Consider the following 13915-nt stretch of genomic DNA (forward strand, 5'->3'; position numbering starts at 1 on the left):
AGCCCAAGGAGGAGCATGAAAATGAATCAAAAAACCTTTCCGTTTTACCGGTTTGAAGGCAGCCATCGTGAAATCGGCAGACAATACGGCGAAGCTTGCGCGGACTTGATCCGCAAGCATCGCGATTACGCATTGGCACGTTTGGAAGCCAAGGTCAAGATCCCGTCCATGCAAGCATTGGAAGAGGCGGCATTGCGTTACAGGGAATACGTACTGAAATATGCGCCTTTTTTTGATGAAGAAATTCAAGGGATCTCGGAGAGCACTGGCCTCACGCTTGGAGAGGCTTACTTGCTTCAACTTCGGGCAGAGCTTTACTACGAATTTGATTCCAATGACGAATGCACCACTTTCGCTATACAGACGGAGGCGACAGCAGACGGTACACCACTGATTGGACAAAATGCTGATCTGCCGAATTTTTACTCAGAAATCGGAATTGTCGCTGAATTTGTACCGGACGATGGTCATACATGTCTGATGCTTACTCCGGCTGGTCAGATTTCGTACATCGGGATTAACAAGCATGGGCTCGGGGTATTTGCTAATTTCCTCACGTGCGACGGGTGGAGAGTCGGGTTTCCGCGCTATCTTCTCTCAAGACTGGCATTGACAAAAGAGACGGTTCCAGAAGCGATTGCCCTGGTGCGCAGTGTTCACCGAGCATCTTCACGTAACTTGATATTGTTGGATAAAAAAGGAAACGCAGCTGATTTGGAAACAACGCCGACGACTGACATGCTCATCGAGCCTGTGAATGGGTTATTGGCGCACGCCAATCACTACATCGGGCAGGAGCTGCTTGCGGAGGAGAGATTGACCGGAACGCATCTGGATAATTCGAAGACACGCTATGCTCGTATGCGCAGCTTGCTGGAAAGCCATCATGGCAAGTTGGATGCACAGGCGATGCAGAGCATTTTGCGCGATCGTGGAAGTGAGCCGTATCCATTGTGCAGAATGCCTGGTGACGATGGGACGGATTCCATTACATTTGCTTCGGTGATTGCCGAACCATCCAAAGGACAGCTATGGATCGCGATTGGTCCTCCGAATCAATTCGAGTACAAGTGCTACTCTTTTTCCTAATAAAGGGAGACGTTTCGTGCTACAATGAGCGGAGAAGAGATTGTGATACTGGAGACATCATCATCAATCACTAAAGAGGGAGTTTGCCATGAAGGAAATCACAGCATCCGTTGCAGCAATACTCATCGCTGATACACCTGATACATTTGTAACACGTCGCTTGCCAGAGACACGGCTCGAATTTGGCGGCATTCCGGGTGATCGTCATTTTGGCGTCACATTTGGGGCAGACTCACGTCAAAAGATGTACCCTCGCGGAACCGAGATTTTGAATCGGCGCCAAATCACTGTTGTATCCGAAGAGGATTGCGCGAGAATCGCCGAGAACTTGGGCATTCCTACAGTCTTGCCAGAATGGCTGGGAGCAAATCTTTTGATCGGCGGTTTTCCAGATTTGACGAGTTTGACACTGGGTTCTCGAATCTTGCTGCCTTCTGGTGCGGGCCTCATTTGTATGGGAGAAAATCTTCCTTGTCTCCATCCGGGAGAAGAAATCGAGAAAAACTACGATGTGCAAGAGCATCCGAGGCTGGCAGCGCGATTTGTCAAAGCAGCGTATAAGCGCAGAGGCATTGTATGTGCTGTTGAATGCCCCGGGACGATCAAAGTGGGAGATGCAGCAAAGGTATTGATAAATGATTACGCAAATCCGATGCAATAAGCGGATGTGAGAGAAAGCTGGGCCATTCGTAGGAAATCTACTTGTGGACCAGCTTTTTTACGTAAAGCAAATACTCGCAGCATGTTTTTTCTGTAATATATTGGAAAAGGGAGGTGGGTTTATCATGATCACACAAATTACGATTCGATGGATTAAGATTTCTTCTTACATAAAGCTGTGTGTATGGGCGGCACTTTCGATTGGTATCTTGTATGGACTGGTCAGCTTTCTGTTCAATCTGATAGCGGGAAGCTCGGGAAGTGCTGAAGTACAAATCGTGAGTATGACAGTCACAGGGGTATTGGCAAAAGTCCTGATACTCCTGGCGGTGCCGCTCACCTACGCAGGCTTCGGATTGATTTTCAGCTTGATTTCGTACTATCCATTCATGTTTATCCTCAAGAGGTGGAACAAGTTTACGATCGAAGGCGAGTTCGAGTTCGAGAGTAAGCAATAGTTCACAGTTGCGTTTTCGTTTTTGGGTCAATCACGTGTAAAATGAAAGAATAAGTACTTCATTATGCGATGTATGTCCAAAGACACCTAGGAGAGAAGAATCATGAACTATCTGCGGGCCTCGATGACCGTTGAAGAAGCAGTCGCTCATTTTTCACCGGACAGGAATGAAGTTCAGGAAGTGTACAGTGAAACAGACGAGTTTATCGGTTATTTGACCGTAGAGGCGATTGCTCATGCGATTCATTGTGGAGAGCTGACGCGCCCGATCCGTGAATTTGTCGTGCCTGAGGTGAGCTTGCCTGATCAGGAGCGGCAAGCCAGCTCGCAAGCGCAGCTCCACGCTTTTTTTCAAAGCCCGACCTGTCAGATTGTTTTCAATGCGCTCTACGATGGCGTGTATATAACGGATGGCGCTGGTATCACTTTGTTTATCAATCAAGCCTATCAACGAATTACCGGCATCAGTGAGCAAGAGGTTATTGGGGTTCATATGGGCAACCTCATCAAGCAAGGAATTATTTCTGTTTCTGCCTCTCTGGAGACGATTCGTACAAAACGGCCGGCGACGCTGATCCAAACCATACGCAACAGCCGCAAGATCATTGTTTCGGCTACTCCTGTCCTGTCCGCGGCGAATGAGATTTTGTATATTATCTCTAGTGTTCGGGATATTACCGAGCTGATTCGGCTCAAGCATGAGCTGGATAGTCAAAAGCTTTTGCGAAGCGACCTGCCTCAAGCAGATCAAACCGGATTGGAAAATGTCGTGTTGGGGACGGCGACTCGTTCGTTATTTCGCTTGGCGGACAAGGTTGCCAAAACGGACGCGAAAGTGCTCCTACAAGGGGAGACGGGCGCAGGGAAAAGCATGATCGCCAAGTACATTCATGCCCGAAGTGCGCGAAGCAGTGAAATCTTCATGGAGCTGAACTGTGCGGCAATTCCTGGTCATTTGGTCGAAGCCGAGCTGTTCGGGTATGAGCCAGGTTCATTTACTGGCGCGCTGAAGCAAGGGAAAATCGGGATTTTGGAGAGTGCACATCGGGGGACGCTCTTTTTAGATGAAATTGGCGATTTGCCGCTGGAGCTGCAAGTCAAGCTGCTTAAAGTCGTAGAAGAGAACCAGTTTATGCGTGTCGGCTCCACCGAGATGCGTCATGTTGACGTACGCATCATTACAGCTACCCATCGCGATTTGGCAACACTGGTGCGGCAAGGCTTGTTTCGGGAGGACCTGTATTATCGGCTTAACATCGTGACCTTTGAGGTGCCTCCGTTAAGACAGCGCCGTGAAGAGATCGTGCCTTTGCTGGAAACGTATTTGGAGAAATTCAATGAAAAATATAACGAGCAAAAGAAAATGACGCTGGAATGCTACGAGTGGCTGACGAACTACGACTGGCCGGGCAATATCAGGGAGCTGGCAAACCTGGTAGAGCGTCTGGTCGTGACGACTTATCATGACACGATTGATGTAGGAGACTTGCCTGGCTTCCTCCAGCAGGTTTTGCCGCGAAGAGAGCCGACATCGCTGCGCGAAGCAGTAGCGAGACTGGAGCGTATGATGATTGCCGAAGCTCTGCAAAACCACAAGACAACGAGGGCGGCAGCAGAGGCTTTGGAGATTAGCCAAAGTGCGCTTGTACAAAAGATGAAAAAACTGCAGATGCGAGTAGAAAACGAATCATAATCGATTTTTTGATTCGTTTTCTACTCATTTTTGTAATGTAAACGATTCCTTTCTAGGATTGAGGATGCGACTGGTAGGAATGTGACAAAAAAGTGAGAAATGACGTTTTTTCGCGATCAATTCAGACTTTTTCAACCAAATATAGCAACGTACCTTATGGTCTTGCGAATGAGTTGGCACGGTAGTTGCTATAAAGTTGGCTGCATAGAGAAAGGAGAGAGTGACAACATGAATATTTCAACATTTGCTGCAGCTAACAAATTGGTGACAGGACGTGATTCACTGACTCAGCTGCCAGAAGAAATGACGCGTTTGGGTGTGCAACGACCTCTGATTGTAACAGACAAGATTCTGATCCAGGCAGGCGTGGTTGCGCAAGTAGAAGAGCTGCTGCCGATGAAGGTAGGGATTTTCCAGGATGTGAATCCAGAGCCGGAGATTGAAATTGTAGATCAGTGTGTAAGCATGATTCGTGAAGGAAATTATGATGGACTGATTGCCGTCGGCGGAGGAAGCGCGATTGATATCGCGAAAGCGGCGTCGGTCATGGCGACCAATGAAGGCAGCATCGAGCTGTATTTCGGTACAAATCTGGTGAAAAAGCCGGGACTGCCGCTGATCGCCATCCCGACTACGGCTGGTACTGGCTCTGAGGTAACGAATATTTCGATCCTGTCTGACACAAAGGAGCAAGTCAAAAAAGGGATTGTAAGCCCTTACTTGCTGCCGGACGTGGCGATTGTATCTCCCGTGATGACGCTTACATGCCCGCCGAGCGTCACGGCAGCGAGTGGTGTGGACGCATTGGTCCATGCGGTCGAAGCGTACATTTCCAAATTTGCTTCCCCCTTAACCGATGCGCTGGCGATTGGGGCGATGAAGCTGATTGCTGTGCATTTGCCAAAAGCATATGCGTGCCCGGACAATATCGAATCGCGTGAAGCCATGATCACGGCATCCCTCATGGCTGGACTGGCTTTCGGCAATGCGGGTGTAGGTGCGGTTCATGCGCTGGCTTATCCATTAGGTGGTCGCTATCATATGGCACACGGCGTGAGCAATTCCTTGCTGCTGCCTTATGTCATGAAGTGGAACAAAATCGCGTGCATGGAAAAACTAAGCGATATTGCGGAAGCACTCGGAGAAAAGGTAGATGGACTCAATCGTGATCAGGCAGCAGAAGCTGCAATCGAAGCGATGACACGTCTGTGCCGTTACGTGGAAATCCCGCAATCATTGCGAGAATTCAATATTCCAGAAGAAGCAATTGCCGAGATGGCAGAGGAAGCGATGAAGCAGACTCGGATTTTGAAAAATAATCCCCGAACCTTGCGGAAAAAAGACATCGAAGACATCTATAGAGCAGCTTACTAAGAGGGGGATATTTTATGAAGTGGAAGCAACGCAAGGATGGTGCCGAGACCCCGTACATGGCGGCTGGCCCATTCAAGATTCGTTTGCCGTTTATTCATTATCGCTTTGAATGGCCGGATTATTTGCAAGGTCTGTTGATGTGCGCAGTTGACCTTGGTGCCATCACTTTGCTTGCTGATCATTTGGGAATGCCGTTTGAGGTTGGCTTGGCTGTTGTCATTTTGAATGGATTCTTGTATCTTTTACATCACCTGCTCGGTGACCCTGTCATCCCTGGCTGGATTACTCCGGCGATTCCCTTGATCGTCCTGTTTGTGGAGCAATTCCCGGAAGGTCAGGACCGCGTCTATGCGTTGATCGCCTTCCAGCTGACACTTGGTTTGTTATCTGTTTTGCTGGGTGTGACTGGGCTTGCTAAGCGTGTTGTAAATTTTGTACCGAACGCGATTAAATCGGGGATCATTCTCGGCGCGGGTATCGGCGCGATTACATCGATTTTTGAAAAAGGCGGGAAGTTCGATCTGTTCCCGTACACGATTGCGATTTGTATTGGTCTTTGCTTTTATCTTGTATTTTCCAAGCATTTTGAAGGACTGAAGCAAAAAGGAAAGGGCTGGGCGCTGCTCGGCAACCTGGGAATTTTGCCAGCGATCCTGCTTGCGGTCTTTGTCGCACCGATTTTTGGGGAGGCAAAATGGCCAGACATTCAGTGGGGCTTCAGTAAGCCAGACTTTGGCACGCTATGGTCGGAGTATACGGTATTCGGGTTGGGTCTGCCATCGCTCTCATTCTTTCTAACCGCAATTCCGGCTGTTTTCGCCACGTATCTCGTTGTTTTTGGCGATGTATTGAAGACAAAAGCATTGTTGTCCGAATCGGACCAAGTACGTTTGGATGAAAAAGTAGATTACAACGCGGACCGTGCACACATGATTTTTGGTGGTCGCAATATGCTGATGAGTATGATTGGCCCTGATATTACGATGTGTGGTCCGATGTGGGCAGCGATGCAGGTCGTCGTTGTTGAACGTTTCAAAAAAGGCAAAAAAGCAATGAATTCCTTCTTCGGAGGAGCTGGCTCCTTCCGTTGGGGAACCAATACAGGATTGTTGCTGCTGCCAATCGTGAGCCTGGTTCAGCCGATTCTCGGTGTTGCAGTTGCCCTCACGCTGCTCGTTCAGGGATATGTAAGCGTGCGGATTGGCGTCATGCAGGCTCGCAGCCAGCGCGATTTGGGAATCGCCGGGGTAGTAGGAGCGATTCTTGTGATCAAAGGGGCAGCAATGGCCTTTGCAGCAGGCATTTTGTTGTGCGTCCTCTTGTACGGCAAGGATTGGATGCGTGGAGAAAAAGAGAAGTTGTTCACAGCAAACGAAAAAGGAGATAATGCAGCGTGAATCAACAAGAATGGAACAAAGGACTATACGTAAATGGAGAATGGCTGACACTGGCTGAGACGATCCCTGTGCAAAATCCAGCGACACGTGAGGTCATCGGAAGCGTTCCGGATGGCTCCGTAAAAGAAGCAAAGCTCGCTGTGGATGCTGCGCACAAAGCGTTTGAGGCATGGTCGAAAACAACGGCGTATGAACGTGCTGCTCTTTTGGAGCGGTGGCATCAAGTAATCGAATCGCGTTTGGACGAAATCGCGTTCGTGATGACGATGGAGCAAGGCAAACCACTTGCGGAAGCAAAAGGCGAGGTACAGTACGCCAACAGCTACATCAAATGGTACGCGGAGGAAGCAAAGCGGATATACGGAGAAACGATCCCGGCTTCATCCGGTTCCAAGCGCATCCTCGTACAAAAGCAGCCAGTTGGTGTGGTCGCAGCAATCACCCCGTGGAATTTTCCAGCCGCAATGATTACACGTAAAATCGCTCCAGCACTTGCTGCGGGCTGCACAACCGTAACCAAGCCAGCTGAGCAGACGCCGCTAACGGCTCTTTTGCTCGCAGAGTGTGCGCATGAAGCGGGAATACCTGCCGGCGTTATCAACATCGTGACGACCTCGAAAGCAGGTGAAGTCGTCGATGTATGGCTCGATGACTCCCGTGTGAAAAAGCTCACCTTTACCGGATCTACCCCTGTCGGCAAGCTTCTGATGCGCAAAGCTGCAGATACTGTGAAAAAAATCTCGCTTGAGCTTGGCGGCTTGGCACCGTTTATCGTGGCAGAGGATGCAAACATCGAGGCGGCGGTAAAAGGCTTGATCCAATCGAAATTCCGCAATGCAGGTCAAACATGCATTTGCGCCAACCGTATTTATGTGCATGAGGCCGTGAAAGAGTCGTTCTTGCAAGCATTGACGCAAGCAGTCGAGGCACTCCGCGTTGGCAAAGGAACCGAGGACAAGGTAGAGATCGGGCCGTTAATTGATGACAGAGCCGTTCAAAAGGTTCAGCATCAAATCGACGACGCGATCGCCAAAGGGGCTACGCTCCATGGCAGCCCTGTAGTGGAAGGCAGCACAGGATACTTCATGAAGCCGGTCGTGCTTTCAGGTGTAACAGATGATATGGTGTGCATGCAAGAGGAAACGTTTGGACCAATTGCTCCGGTCAGCACATTTACGGATGATCAGGAAGTAATTCAGCGTGCAAATGCGACTCCATATGGACTGGCAGCGTATGTATTCACACAGTCCTTGACCAAGGCGTTCTATTTCTCGGAAAACCTCGAGTACGGAATCGTTGGTGTAAATGACGGCGGCCCGTCTGTTGCCCAAGCTCCGTTTGGTGGCATGAAAGAGAGTGGTCTTGGTCGCGAAGGAAGTCACCATGGTCTCGAGGAGTACCTGGAAGTGAAGTATATTTCCCTGCAATTCGTATAACCAGCAATAACGAAAAAATAACAAGCACAGCTCTTTTGCAACGAGGGCTGTGCTTGTTTGTTTTTTTTGGCACGATTTTCCTTGATTTGCGAGACTTCGGGAATTGATATCACACACTTTTTTACCCATGCGCTGTCTGGGCGGAGGACTTTTTTTACCATCAAAAATGAAAATCATTATTGACAGATAGCTGGAAATCGATTAATTTTGCACTAGGGAAACTTTTTTATACAAAACCACATTATTTAGTTGTGGTGAATACTATTGGTATATGCTCACAATTTTGTGTATGAGCATGATGGGAATGCAATACGTGATGGATAAATGCCATTTTGTATAGAGAGCATTCAACTCACCTAGGAGGGAAACAAATGGTTCAGGCAATCACAGTCAGGGAGCTGTACGTCTCCTACTTTGGGAATGAGGTTGTTTCAGATGTCTCGTTTTCGATTGAAAAAGGAAGCATGGTAGGGATTATTGGACCGAATGGAGCCGGGAAATCAACCTTGATCAAGGCGATGCTCGGGCTGATCCCAAAGGATAAAGGTGACATTCGTTTTTATGGCAAAGAGACAAATGAGGTCAGAAAGCAAATCGCGTATGTACCGCAGCGAAGCCAAATCGATTGGACCTTCCCTATCACGGTCATGGATACTGTTTTAATCGGAACATATCCAAGCGTCGGATTATTCAAATTTCCGAAGAAGAAGGAAAAAGCATGGGCACTTGAATGCTTGAAAAAAGTTGGCTTGGAGGGATTTCGCGACAGACAAATCGGAGAGTTATCCGGTGGACAGCAGCAGCGGGTATTCTTGGCACGAGCCTTGGCACAAAAACCGGAATTGCTCCTTCTGGACGAGCCGTTTGTGGGCATCGACGTTGCGAGTGAGGAAACGATTATACACATTTTGAAGGAGCTTCAGATGCAGGACAAAACGATCGTGGTCGTTCACCATGATTTGAGTAAAGCAAACACCTACTTTGATCAACTGATTTTGCTGAACAAGGAGTTAATCAAGTTTGGTGCAGTCGAAGAGGTTCTGAATCGAGAGGTTATGTCCAAAGCATACGCCCATCAGCTCCAATTTCTCGAGAAGGCTGAGGTAACTGCGTGATGGAATTTATACAAGCGATTGGACAATATGAATTTTTGCAAAAAGCGTTGTTTACATCAGTGGTGGTCGGCATTATATGTGGGATCATCGGGAGCTTTATCATTTTGCGGGGCATGTCGCTGATGGGTGACGCCATTTCCCACGCGGTATTGCCGGGGGTCGCGCTCTCGTATGCTTTTGGGATGAATTTCTTTATCGGAGCGGTCGCGACTGGGGTACTGACAGCGGTTGGAATCGGCTACGTCAGTCAGAACAGCCGGATCAAGAACGACACGGCGATCGGGATACTGTTTACCTCCGCATTTGCACTGGGGATCATCCTGATCACGATGCTAAAAAGCAGTACCGATTTGTATCACATTCTGTTCGGGAATGTACTGGCGGTACGTCCGTCCGACATGTGGGTAACTGTAGGCATCGGTGTTGTCGTGATCGTGACCGTCTACGCCTTTTTCAAGGAGCTGCTGCTGACCTCGTTTGACCCCACGATTGCTGCGGCATATGGACTGCGGAACAACCTGATCCATTACTTGCTGATGACGCTTTTGACATTGGTGACGGTAGCATCCCTGCAGACAGTCGGGATCGTTCTGGTCGTTGCCATGCTGATTACTCCGGCAGCGACTGCGTATCTTCTAACGGATCGCTTATGGGTCATGATTTATTTGGCCGCAAGCTTCGGGGTGATTTCAGCGATTATCGGACTGTACTTTAGCTTTACCTACAATCTGGCGTCCGGTGCAACGATTGTCATGGTTGCGACAGCGCTCTTCCTGCTGGCATTTCTTTTCTCTCGCAAGCATGGGGTTGTATGGAAATCCATTCGAGCTCGGCAAAAACGAGTCGAGCTTTCAAAGTAAAGGAGAACGAAGATGAAAAAGTGGAATTTGTTTCTTGTTTTTCTCGTATCAACCGTACTAATGGCCGCATGCGGCGCACATCAAAGCAATGGGGAGCCAGGAAAATCGGATAACGACAAGCTTCACGTCGTGACTACGTATTCGATTTTGTATGACATCGTCAAAAATATCGGGGGAGATCGGGTGGAGATTCACAGCTTGGCTCCAGTAGGCTCCAATCCCCATGAATATGATCCACTTCCTGCCGATGTGAAGAAAACGACGGATGCTGACGCTGTATTTTATAACGGCCTGAACCTGGAAGCAGGTAACTCGTGGTTTGAGAAGCTGTTGCATACAGCAGGAAAATCAGGTTCGGATGCACCTGTATTCCGCATGAGTGAAGGCGTAGCCGCGAAGCATTTGACTACGAAAGGCAAGGAAAGTGAAGAAGATCCACACGCTTGGCTGGACATTCGCAACGGGATAAAATACGCAGAAAATGCGAGAGATGCCCTCATCAAAATTGACCCGAGCCACAAGGAAACGTATGAACAAAATGCCAAGAGCTATATCGAAAAGCTGGATGCCCTGCACCAGGAGGCCGTCAAGCAATACAATCTGATCCCGAAAGAACAGCGCGTATTGGTTACGAGCGAGGGCGCATTCAAATATTTTAGCGAAGCATATCATTTTGATGCGGCATACATTTGGGAAATCAATGCAGAAAATCAAGGGACCCCGGAACAGGTTCGCGAGGTAGTCGATATCATCCGTGAGAAGAAGCTCCCTGCGCTATTTGTAGAAACCAGTATCGACCCACGCAGTATGGAAATGGTATCGAGAGAAACAGGTGTGCCAATCGTCGGAACGGTATTCACAGACTCTCTTGGAAAGCCGGGTGAGGACGGTGACACCTACATCAAGATGATGGAATGGAACATTAAGACGATTTATGATGGATTGACCAAAAAATAACGGAAGAAAGCACGGTTCCCTTGTCAGGGGCTGTGCTTTTTCGCATGAAAAAACGGTCCACGAACATTAGAAAACCTGGCTTCGCCATGCCTTTTGGCGGAGCCGCGGTTGCACTTATACTGGATAAGAATTTTATAAATTCTTATCTGTAAAATAAAACCGCCTCCTAAAAGGAGACGGCATATATCGAGCTCGTTAGTTTTGGGGTGTTACCGATCATCACGTGCGACGCATCTACCTCCAGGTTGAGTTAGAAGCTTTTCTTACGTGTTGCTCAGGTTTCCCTTATTCACTAGGTGATCGTGTAAATCATCCATGGCACATCGCCTCCTAGAAGACTAAACGCCTTTTCGAAAAACACACCACCGAGCTCGATGAAGTTAGTATGATCCATATTCCTTTTTTCATACACCCGGCTCCACAATTATTTCAGGAGATGTTTTTGTAAAGCCATCAGAAACTGCTGGTTGCTGTAAACGGTACCGCCAGCGAGTACGGGATCGACTGCATTGACGTATGCCTGATTTGCTTTTACTGCTTTTAAGTCCGCCCATGGGGCACTTTGCTGCAGCTGATCGAATGCTGCCGAATCGGTAGGGGCTCCAATTTTATCGACCATGACAAACAGATAGTCTGGGTCTGCTTGTGTCAGCATCTCCATGGATACCGGCGTGCGCTCTTTTGCCTTTGCGACAATGTCAGGTAGTGTAAGGGCTAATTCGGTATAGAGCAGATGGTTGTACCGCTCGTTCTCTGGATAGACGAAAAAGTCGCCCTCTTGATACCATACGGTCAGTACTTGCTTGTCCTTAAGGGGAACGAGCTTGTCATGCATCGTCTGTGTGTTCTGAGTGAGCTTGTGAATGAGCGTATCGACATTCTCTTCTCTTCCGCGGACATCTGCCACCAGACGCAGGTTATCGGCCCAGTAAGCACCGTTCGTGGATACAGGGATGACGGTTCCTGCAGCTTGCAGCTTTTGGATGTCTTCCGCAGAGGTTTTATCCGTGGTCAGAATGACATCAGGTGCGAGGGTCGTCAATTCTGTGATATTGTCTGCGACGTTCCACGGAAGATGCGTTGCATTTTGGGTGATGGTCGCATACTCATGTGGGAATGTACCATTTTTATCCGTCGTTGCTGCAAAAGGCGGAATTCCGAGCAGTAACGCATCCTCATACGTACCATGAGAGCCGACGAGTGCGATTTGCTTCGTACGCGCTGGAATCTGGTAACTGTTGCCGAGATATTCGACTGATCTTTTCGGTTTCGATTCTGCTGTATTGTCCGTATTGTTTCCCGCAGATCCGCCTGAGCTGCAAGCAGCCAGCAGGATGAGCATAGCAGCCATAGGCATCATTAGTAGTCGTTTATACATACACGTCACTCCGTTCTACCGTTCGTTTGGTTTTGCATAGATGAGTCGTCACAGTAAATTATAGGCTACCCGATCCGGCAGGAGTTCTTGTAATCCTGAACATTTTTAAACGTTCTCATGAATCCTTTTTCTCCCAGGATGATAAAGATGCGAGTTTTTCTTGTCTGAATCCATGAGATGTTCTACGATGGACAAAACCGGCCTGAGGAGGATCAGACTGAGGATTTCTGAGGTGATAGTATATGGAATTACGTCATTTGAAGACATTTCATGTCGTTGCAGAATGCCTCAATCTGACGAAAGCAGCAGAGATACTCCGTTACAGTCAACCGACAATCAGCTTGCAAATTCAAGCGTTGGAGAAGGATATCGGCCACTCTCTGTTAAACAGGGTAGGGAAGCGAACCTTTCTGACACCAACGGGCAAGCTTTTGAAAAAGCATACGGATAAACTGTTTCGGGATTTGGAAGAGCTGGAGCAGGATTTGCGCAGACTGAAAAAGCCCTTCGGGAACTTGAGCATATCGGCACCTGAGTTTTATTGCAGCTATTACTTGTCGCGGCTGTTGAGCATTTATTTGAAGCTCCATCCGCAGGTTCAGATGAAGATGCTTTGCTACAACAGCAAGGAAACCATCAAGCTGGTCGATACCAGTCAGGTGGACATCGGAATCATTGCGGGATCATGCAACCGGCCGGGGATCGAGGAGATTTTGATCGATCAGGAGGATATGGTGCTGGAGGTCAATCCACTGATTGTCAAAAATAACTCCCCACAGGAGCTATTTGAGCAATACCCGTTTATTTCCTACGATTTGGAGGGTGTTATCAAGGAATGTCTGGACGAAATCAACTGTGTTCCTCATTCTACGATTGAATGCGGAAGTGAAGAAACAATCAAGCGAGCCGTCATGTCTCAGGCAGGAATCGCCCTGATCAGCGACGTCATCATCGAAAAAGAACTAAAACAAGGCACACTCCAAGAACTGCACCGCTTCCCAAAGCGGCTGCTGACACACCTGATCTATCCCAAAGACCAGAGAGAGTACAGCACAGTAAGCAGCTTCATTGATGTACTCCTGGACGTATGGCCAACATTCCGCACCTGATAAGGAAAGAACGAAAGCGAATTCGGTTCTCACCAGAGTTCGCTTTTTTCTTTTTGCATTTCCATCCCTGAAATACTTTCCACCGACCCAAGTGAGGACAAAAGCTGGCAGAGGAAAAAGGAGAAAAGGCAAAGCTCTTTGGGGCTTCACCCAGGCGGAATGGAAAAAAGAGAAACACGCTCTTAAGCGTCCACCTCTGAGAGGCAACATGAGTGGACCACTTTTGGACGCGGTTTCGCTTTTTTCCATGCAGCCGGACAGAAACACTTCCCAGCAAAAGCCCCAAGAAGCTGCAACCTTTTCTCCTTTTTCCTCCCACCACTAAGCTCCGAACGCCCAACCTAAGATTTATTAATGGTTACCATTGAACAAACTAATTTTTCATGAATA

General features: G+C 48.3%; 12 protein-coding genes. 11 read left to right on the forward strand and 1 reads right to left on the reverse strand.

What is annotated here, in order from left to right; genetic code table 11:
- The first annotated feature begins 21 nt into the window (after positions 1–21).
- From ADS79_RS05790 to ADS79_RS05835, 10 genes are all read left to right on the forward strand, one after another.
- Positions 22–1089, forward strand: coding sequence for a C45 family autoproteolytic acyltransferase/hydrolase (locus ADS79_RS05790; RefSeq protein ID WP_236699897.1), 1068 nt, complete (start codon positions 22–24; stop codon positions 1087–1089).
- A gap of 88 nt (positions 1090–1177) precedes the next feature.
- Positions 1178–1750: an MOSC domain-containing protein gene (locus ADS79_RS05795; protein ID WP_049737464.1), complete on the forward strand. Its 573-nt coding sequence runs from the start codon at positions 1178–1180 to the stop codon at positions 1748–1750.
- Between the two features lie 124 nt (positions 1751–1874).
- On the forward strand, positions 1875–2207 hold the full coding sequence (locus tag ADS79_RS05800; RefSeq protein WP_049737465.1) for a hypothetical protein: 333 nt from the start codon (positions 1875–1877) through the stop codon (positions 2205–2207).
- A gap of 102 nt (positions 2208–2309) precedes the next feature.
- Complete coding sequence (locus ADS79_RS05805) at positions 2310–3899, forward strand: sigma-54 interaction domain-containing protein (protein WP_049737466.1); 1590 nt, start codon at positions 2310–2312, stop codon at positions 3897–3899.
- Between the two features lie 228 nt (positions 3900–4127).
- A complete protein-coding gene (locus ADS79_RS05810; RefSeq protein WP_049737467.1) occupies positions 4128–5273 on the forward strand; it encodes an iron-containing alcohol dehydrogenase in 1146 nt (381 codons plus the stop codon).
- A gap of 14 nt (positions 5274–5287) precedes the next feature.
- A complete protein-coding gene (locus ADS79_RS05815) occupies positions 5288–6670 on the forward strand; it encodes a hypothetical protein (RefSeq protein WP_049737468.1) in 1383 nt (460 codons plus the stop codon).
- Positions 6667–8106: an NAD-dependent succinate-semialdehyde dehydrogenase gene (locus tag ADS79_RS05820; RefSeq protein WP_049737469.1), complete on the forward strand. Its 1440-nt coding sequence runs from the start codon at positions 6667–6669 to the stop codon at positions 8104–8106. The genes ADS79_RS05815 and ADS79_RS05820 overlap by 4 nt, the downstream gene beginning before the upstream one ends.
- Positions 8107–8477: 371 nt before the next feature.
- On the forward strand, positions 8478–9221 hold the full coding sequence (locus tag ADS79_RS05825) for a metal ABC transporter ATP-binding protein (RefSeq protein WP_049737470.1): 744 nt from the start codon (positions 8478–8480) through the stop codon (positions 9219–9221).
- The gene (locus tag ADS79_RS05830) at positions 9221–10081 is read left to right on the forward strand and encodes a metal ABC transporter permease (RefSeq protein WP_049737471.1); all 861 of its coding nucleotides are present in this window, start codon (positions 9221–9223) and stop codon (positions 10079–10081) included. The genes ADS79_RS05825 and ADS79_RS05830 overlap by 1 nt, the downstream gene beginning before the upstream one ends.
- 12 nt (positions 10082–10093) lie before the next feature.
- The gene (locus tag ADS79_RS05835; protein WP_049737472.1) at positions 10094–11038 is read left to right on the forward strand and encodes a metal ABC transporter substrate-binding protein; all 945 of its coding nucleotides are present in this window, start codon (positions 10094–10096) and stop codon (positions 11036–11038) included.
- Positions 11039–11462: 424 nt separating this feature from the next.
- Here ADS79_RS05835 and ADS79_RS05840 read toward each other — a convergent pair whose 3' ends face one another.
- A complete protein-coding gene (locus tag ADS79_RS05840) occupies positions 11463–12416 on the reverse strand; it encodes an ABC transporter substrate-binding protein (protein WP_049737473.1) in 954 nt (317 codons plus the stop codon).
- Between the two features lie 242 nt (positions 12417–12658).
- On the opposite strand from ADS79_RS05840, the gene ADS79_RS05845 reads away from it, so the two are divergent.
- Positions 12659–13525: a LysR family transcriptional regulator gene (locus ADS79_RS05845; RefSeq protein ID WP_049737474.1), complete on the forward strand. Its 867-nt coding sequence runs from the start codon at positions 12659–12661 to the stop codon at positions 13523–13525.
- Positions 13526–13915: the final 390 nt, after the last annotated feature.

The sequence above is a fragment of the Brevibacillus reuszeri genome, assembly GCF_001187725.1.
In the GTDB taxonomy this organism is placed as follows: Bacteria; Bacillota; Bacilli; order Brevibacillales; family Brevibacillaceae; genus Brevibacillus; species Brevibacillus reuszeri.

Coding starts and splice junctions, on each gene's coding strand:
- ADS79_RS05790 (WP_236699897.1), top strand. CDS start 22: ATGAATCAAAAAACCTTTCCGTTTTACCGGTTTGAAGGCAGCCATCGT.
- ADS79_RS05795 (WP_049737464.1), top strand. CDS start 1,178: ATGAAGGAAATCACAGCATCCGTTGCAGCAATACTCATCGCTGATACA.
- ADS79_RS05800 (WP_049737465.1), top strand. CDS start 1,875: ATGATCACACAAATTACGATTCGATGGATTAAGATTTCTTCTTACATA.
- ADS79_RS05805 (WP_049737466.1), top strand. CDS start 2,310: ATGAACTATCTGCGGGCCTCGATGACCGTTGAAGAAGCAGTCGCTCAT.
- ADS79_RS05810 (WP_049737467.1), top strand. CDS start 4,128: ATGAATATTTCAACATTTGCTGCAGCTAACAAATTGGTGACAGGACGT.
- ADS79_RS05815 (WP_049737468.1), top strand. CDS start 5,288: ATGAAGTGGAAGCAACGCAAGGATGGTGCCGAGACCCCGTACATGGCG.
- ADS79_RS05825 (WP_049737470.1), top strand. CDS start 8,478: ATGGTTCAGGCAATCACAGTCAGGGAGCTGTACGTCTCCTACTTTGGG.
- ADS79_RS05830 (WP_049737471.1), top strand. CDS start 9,221: ATGGAATTTATACAAGCGATTGGACAATATGAATTTTTGCAAAAAGCG.
- ADS79_RS05835 (WP_049737472.1), top strand. CDS start 10,094: ATGAAAAAGTGGAATTTGTTTCTTGTTTTTCTCGTATCAACCGTACTA.
- ADS79_RS05840 (WP_049737473.1), bottom strand. CDS start 12,416: ATGTATAAACGACTACTAATGATGCCTATGGCTGCTATGCTCATCCTG.
- ADS79_RS05845 (WP_049737474.1), top strand. CDS start 12,659: ATGGAATTACGTCATTTGAAGACATTTCATGTCGTTGCAGAATGCCTC.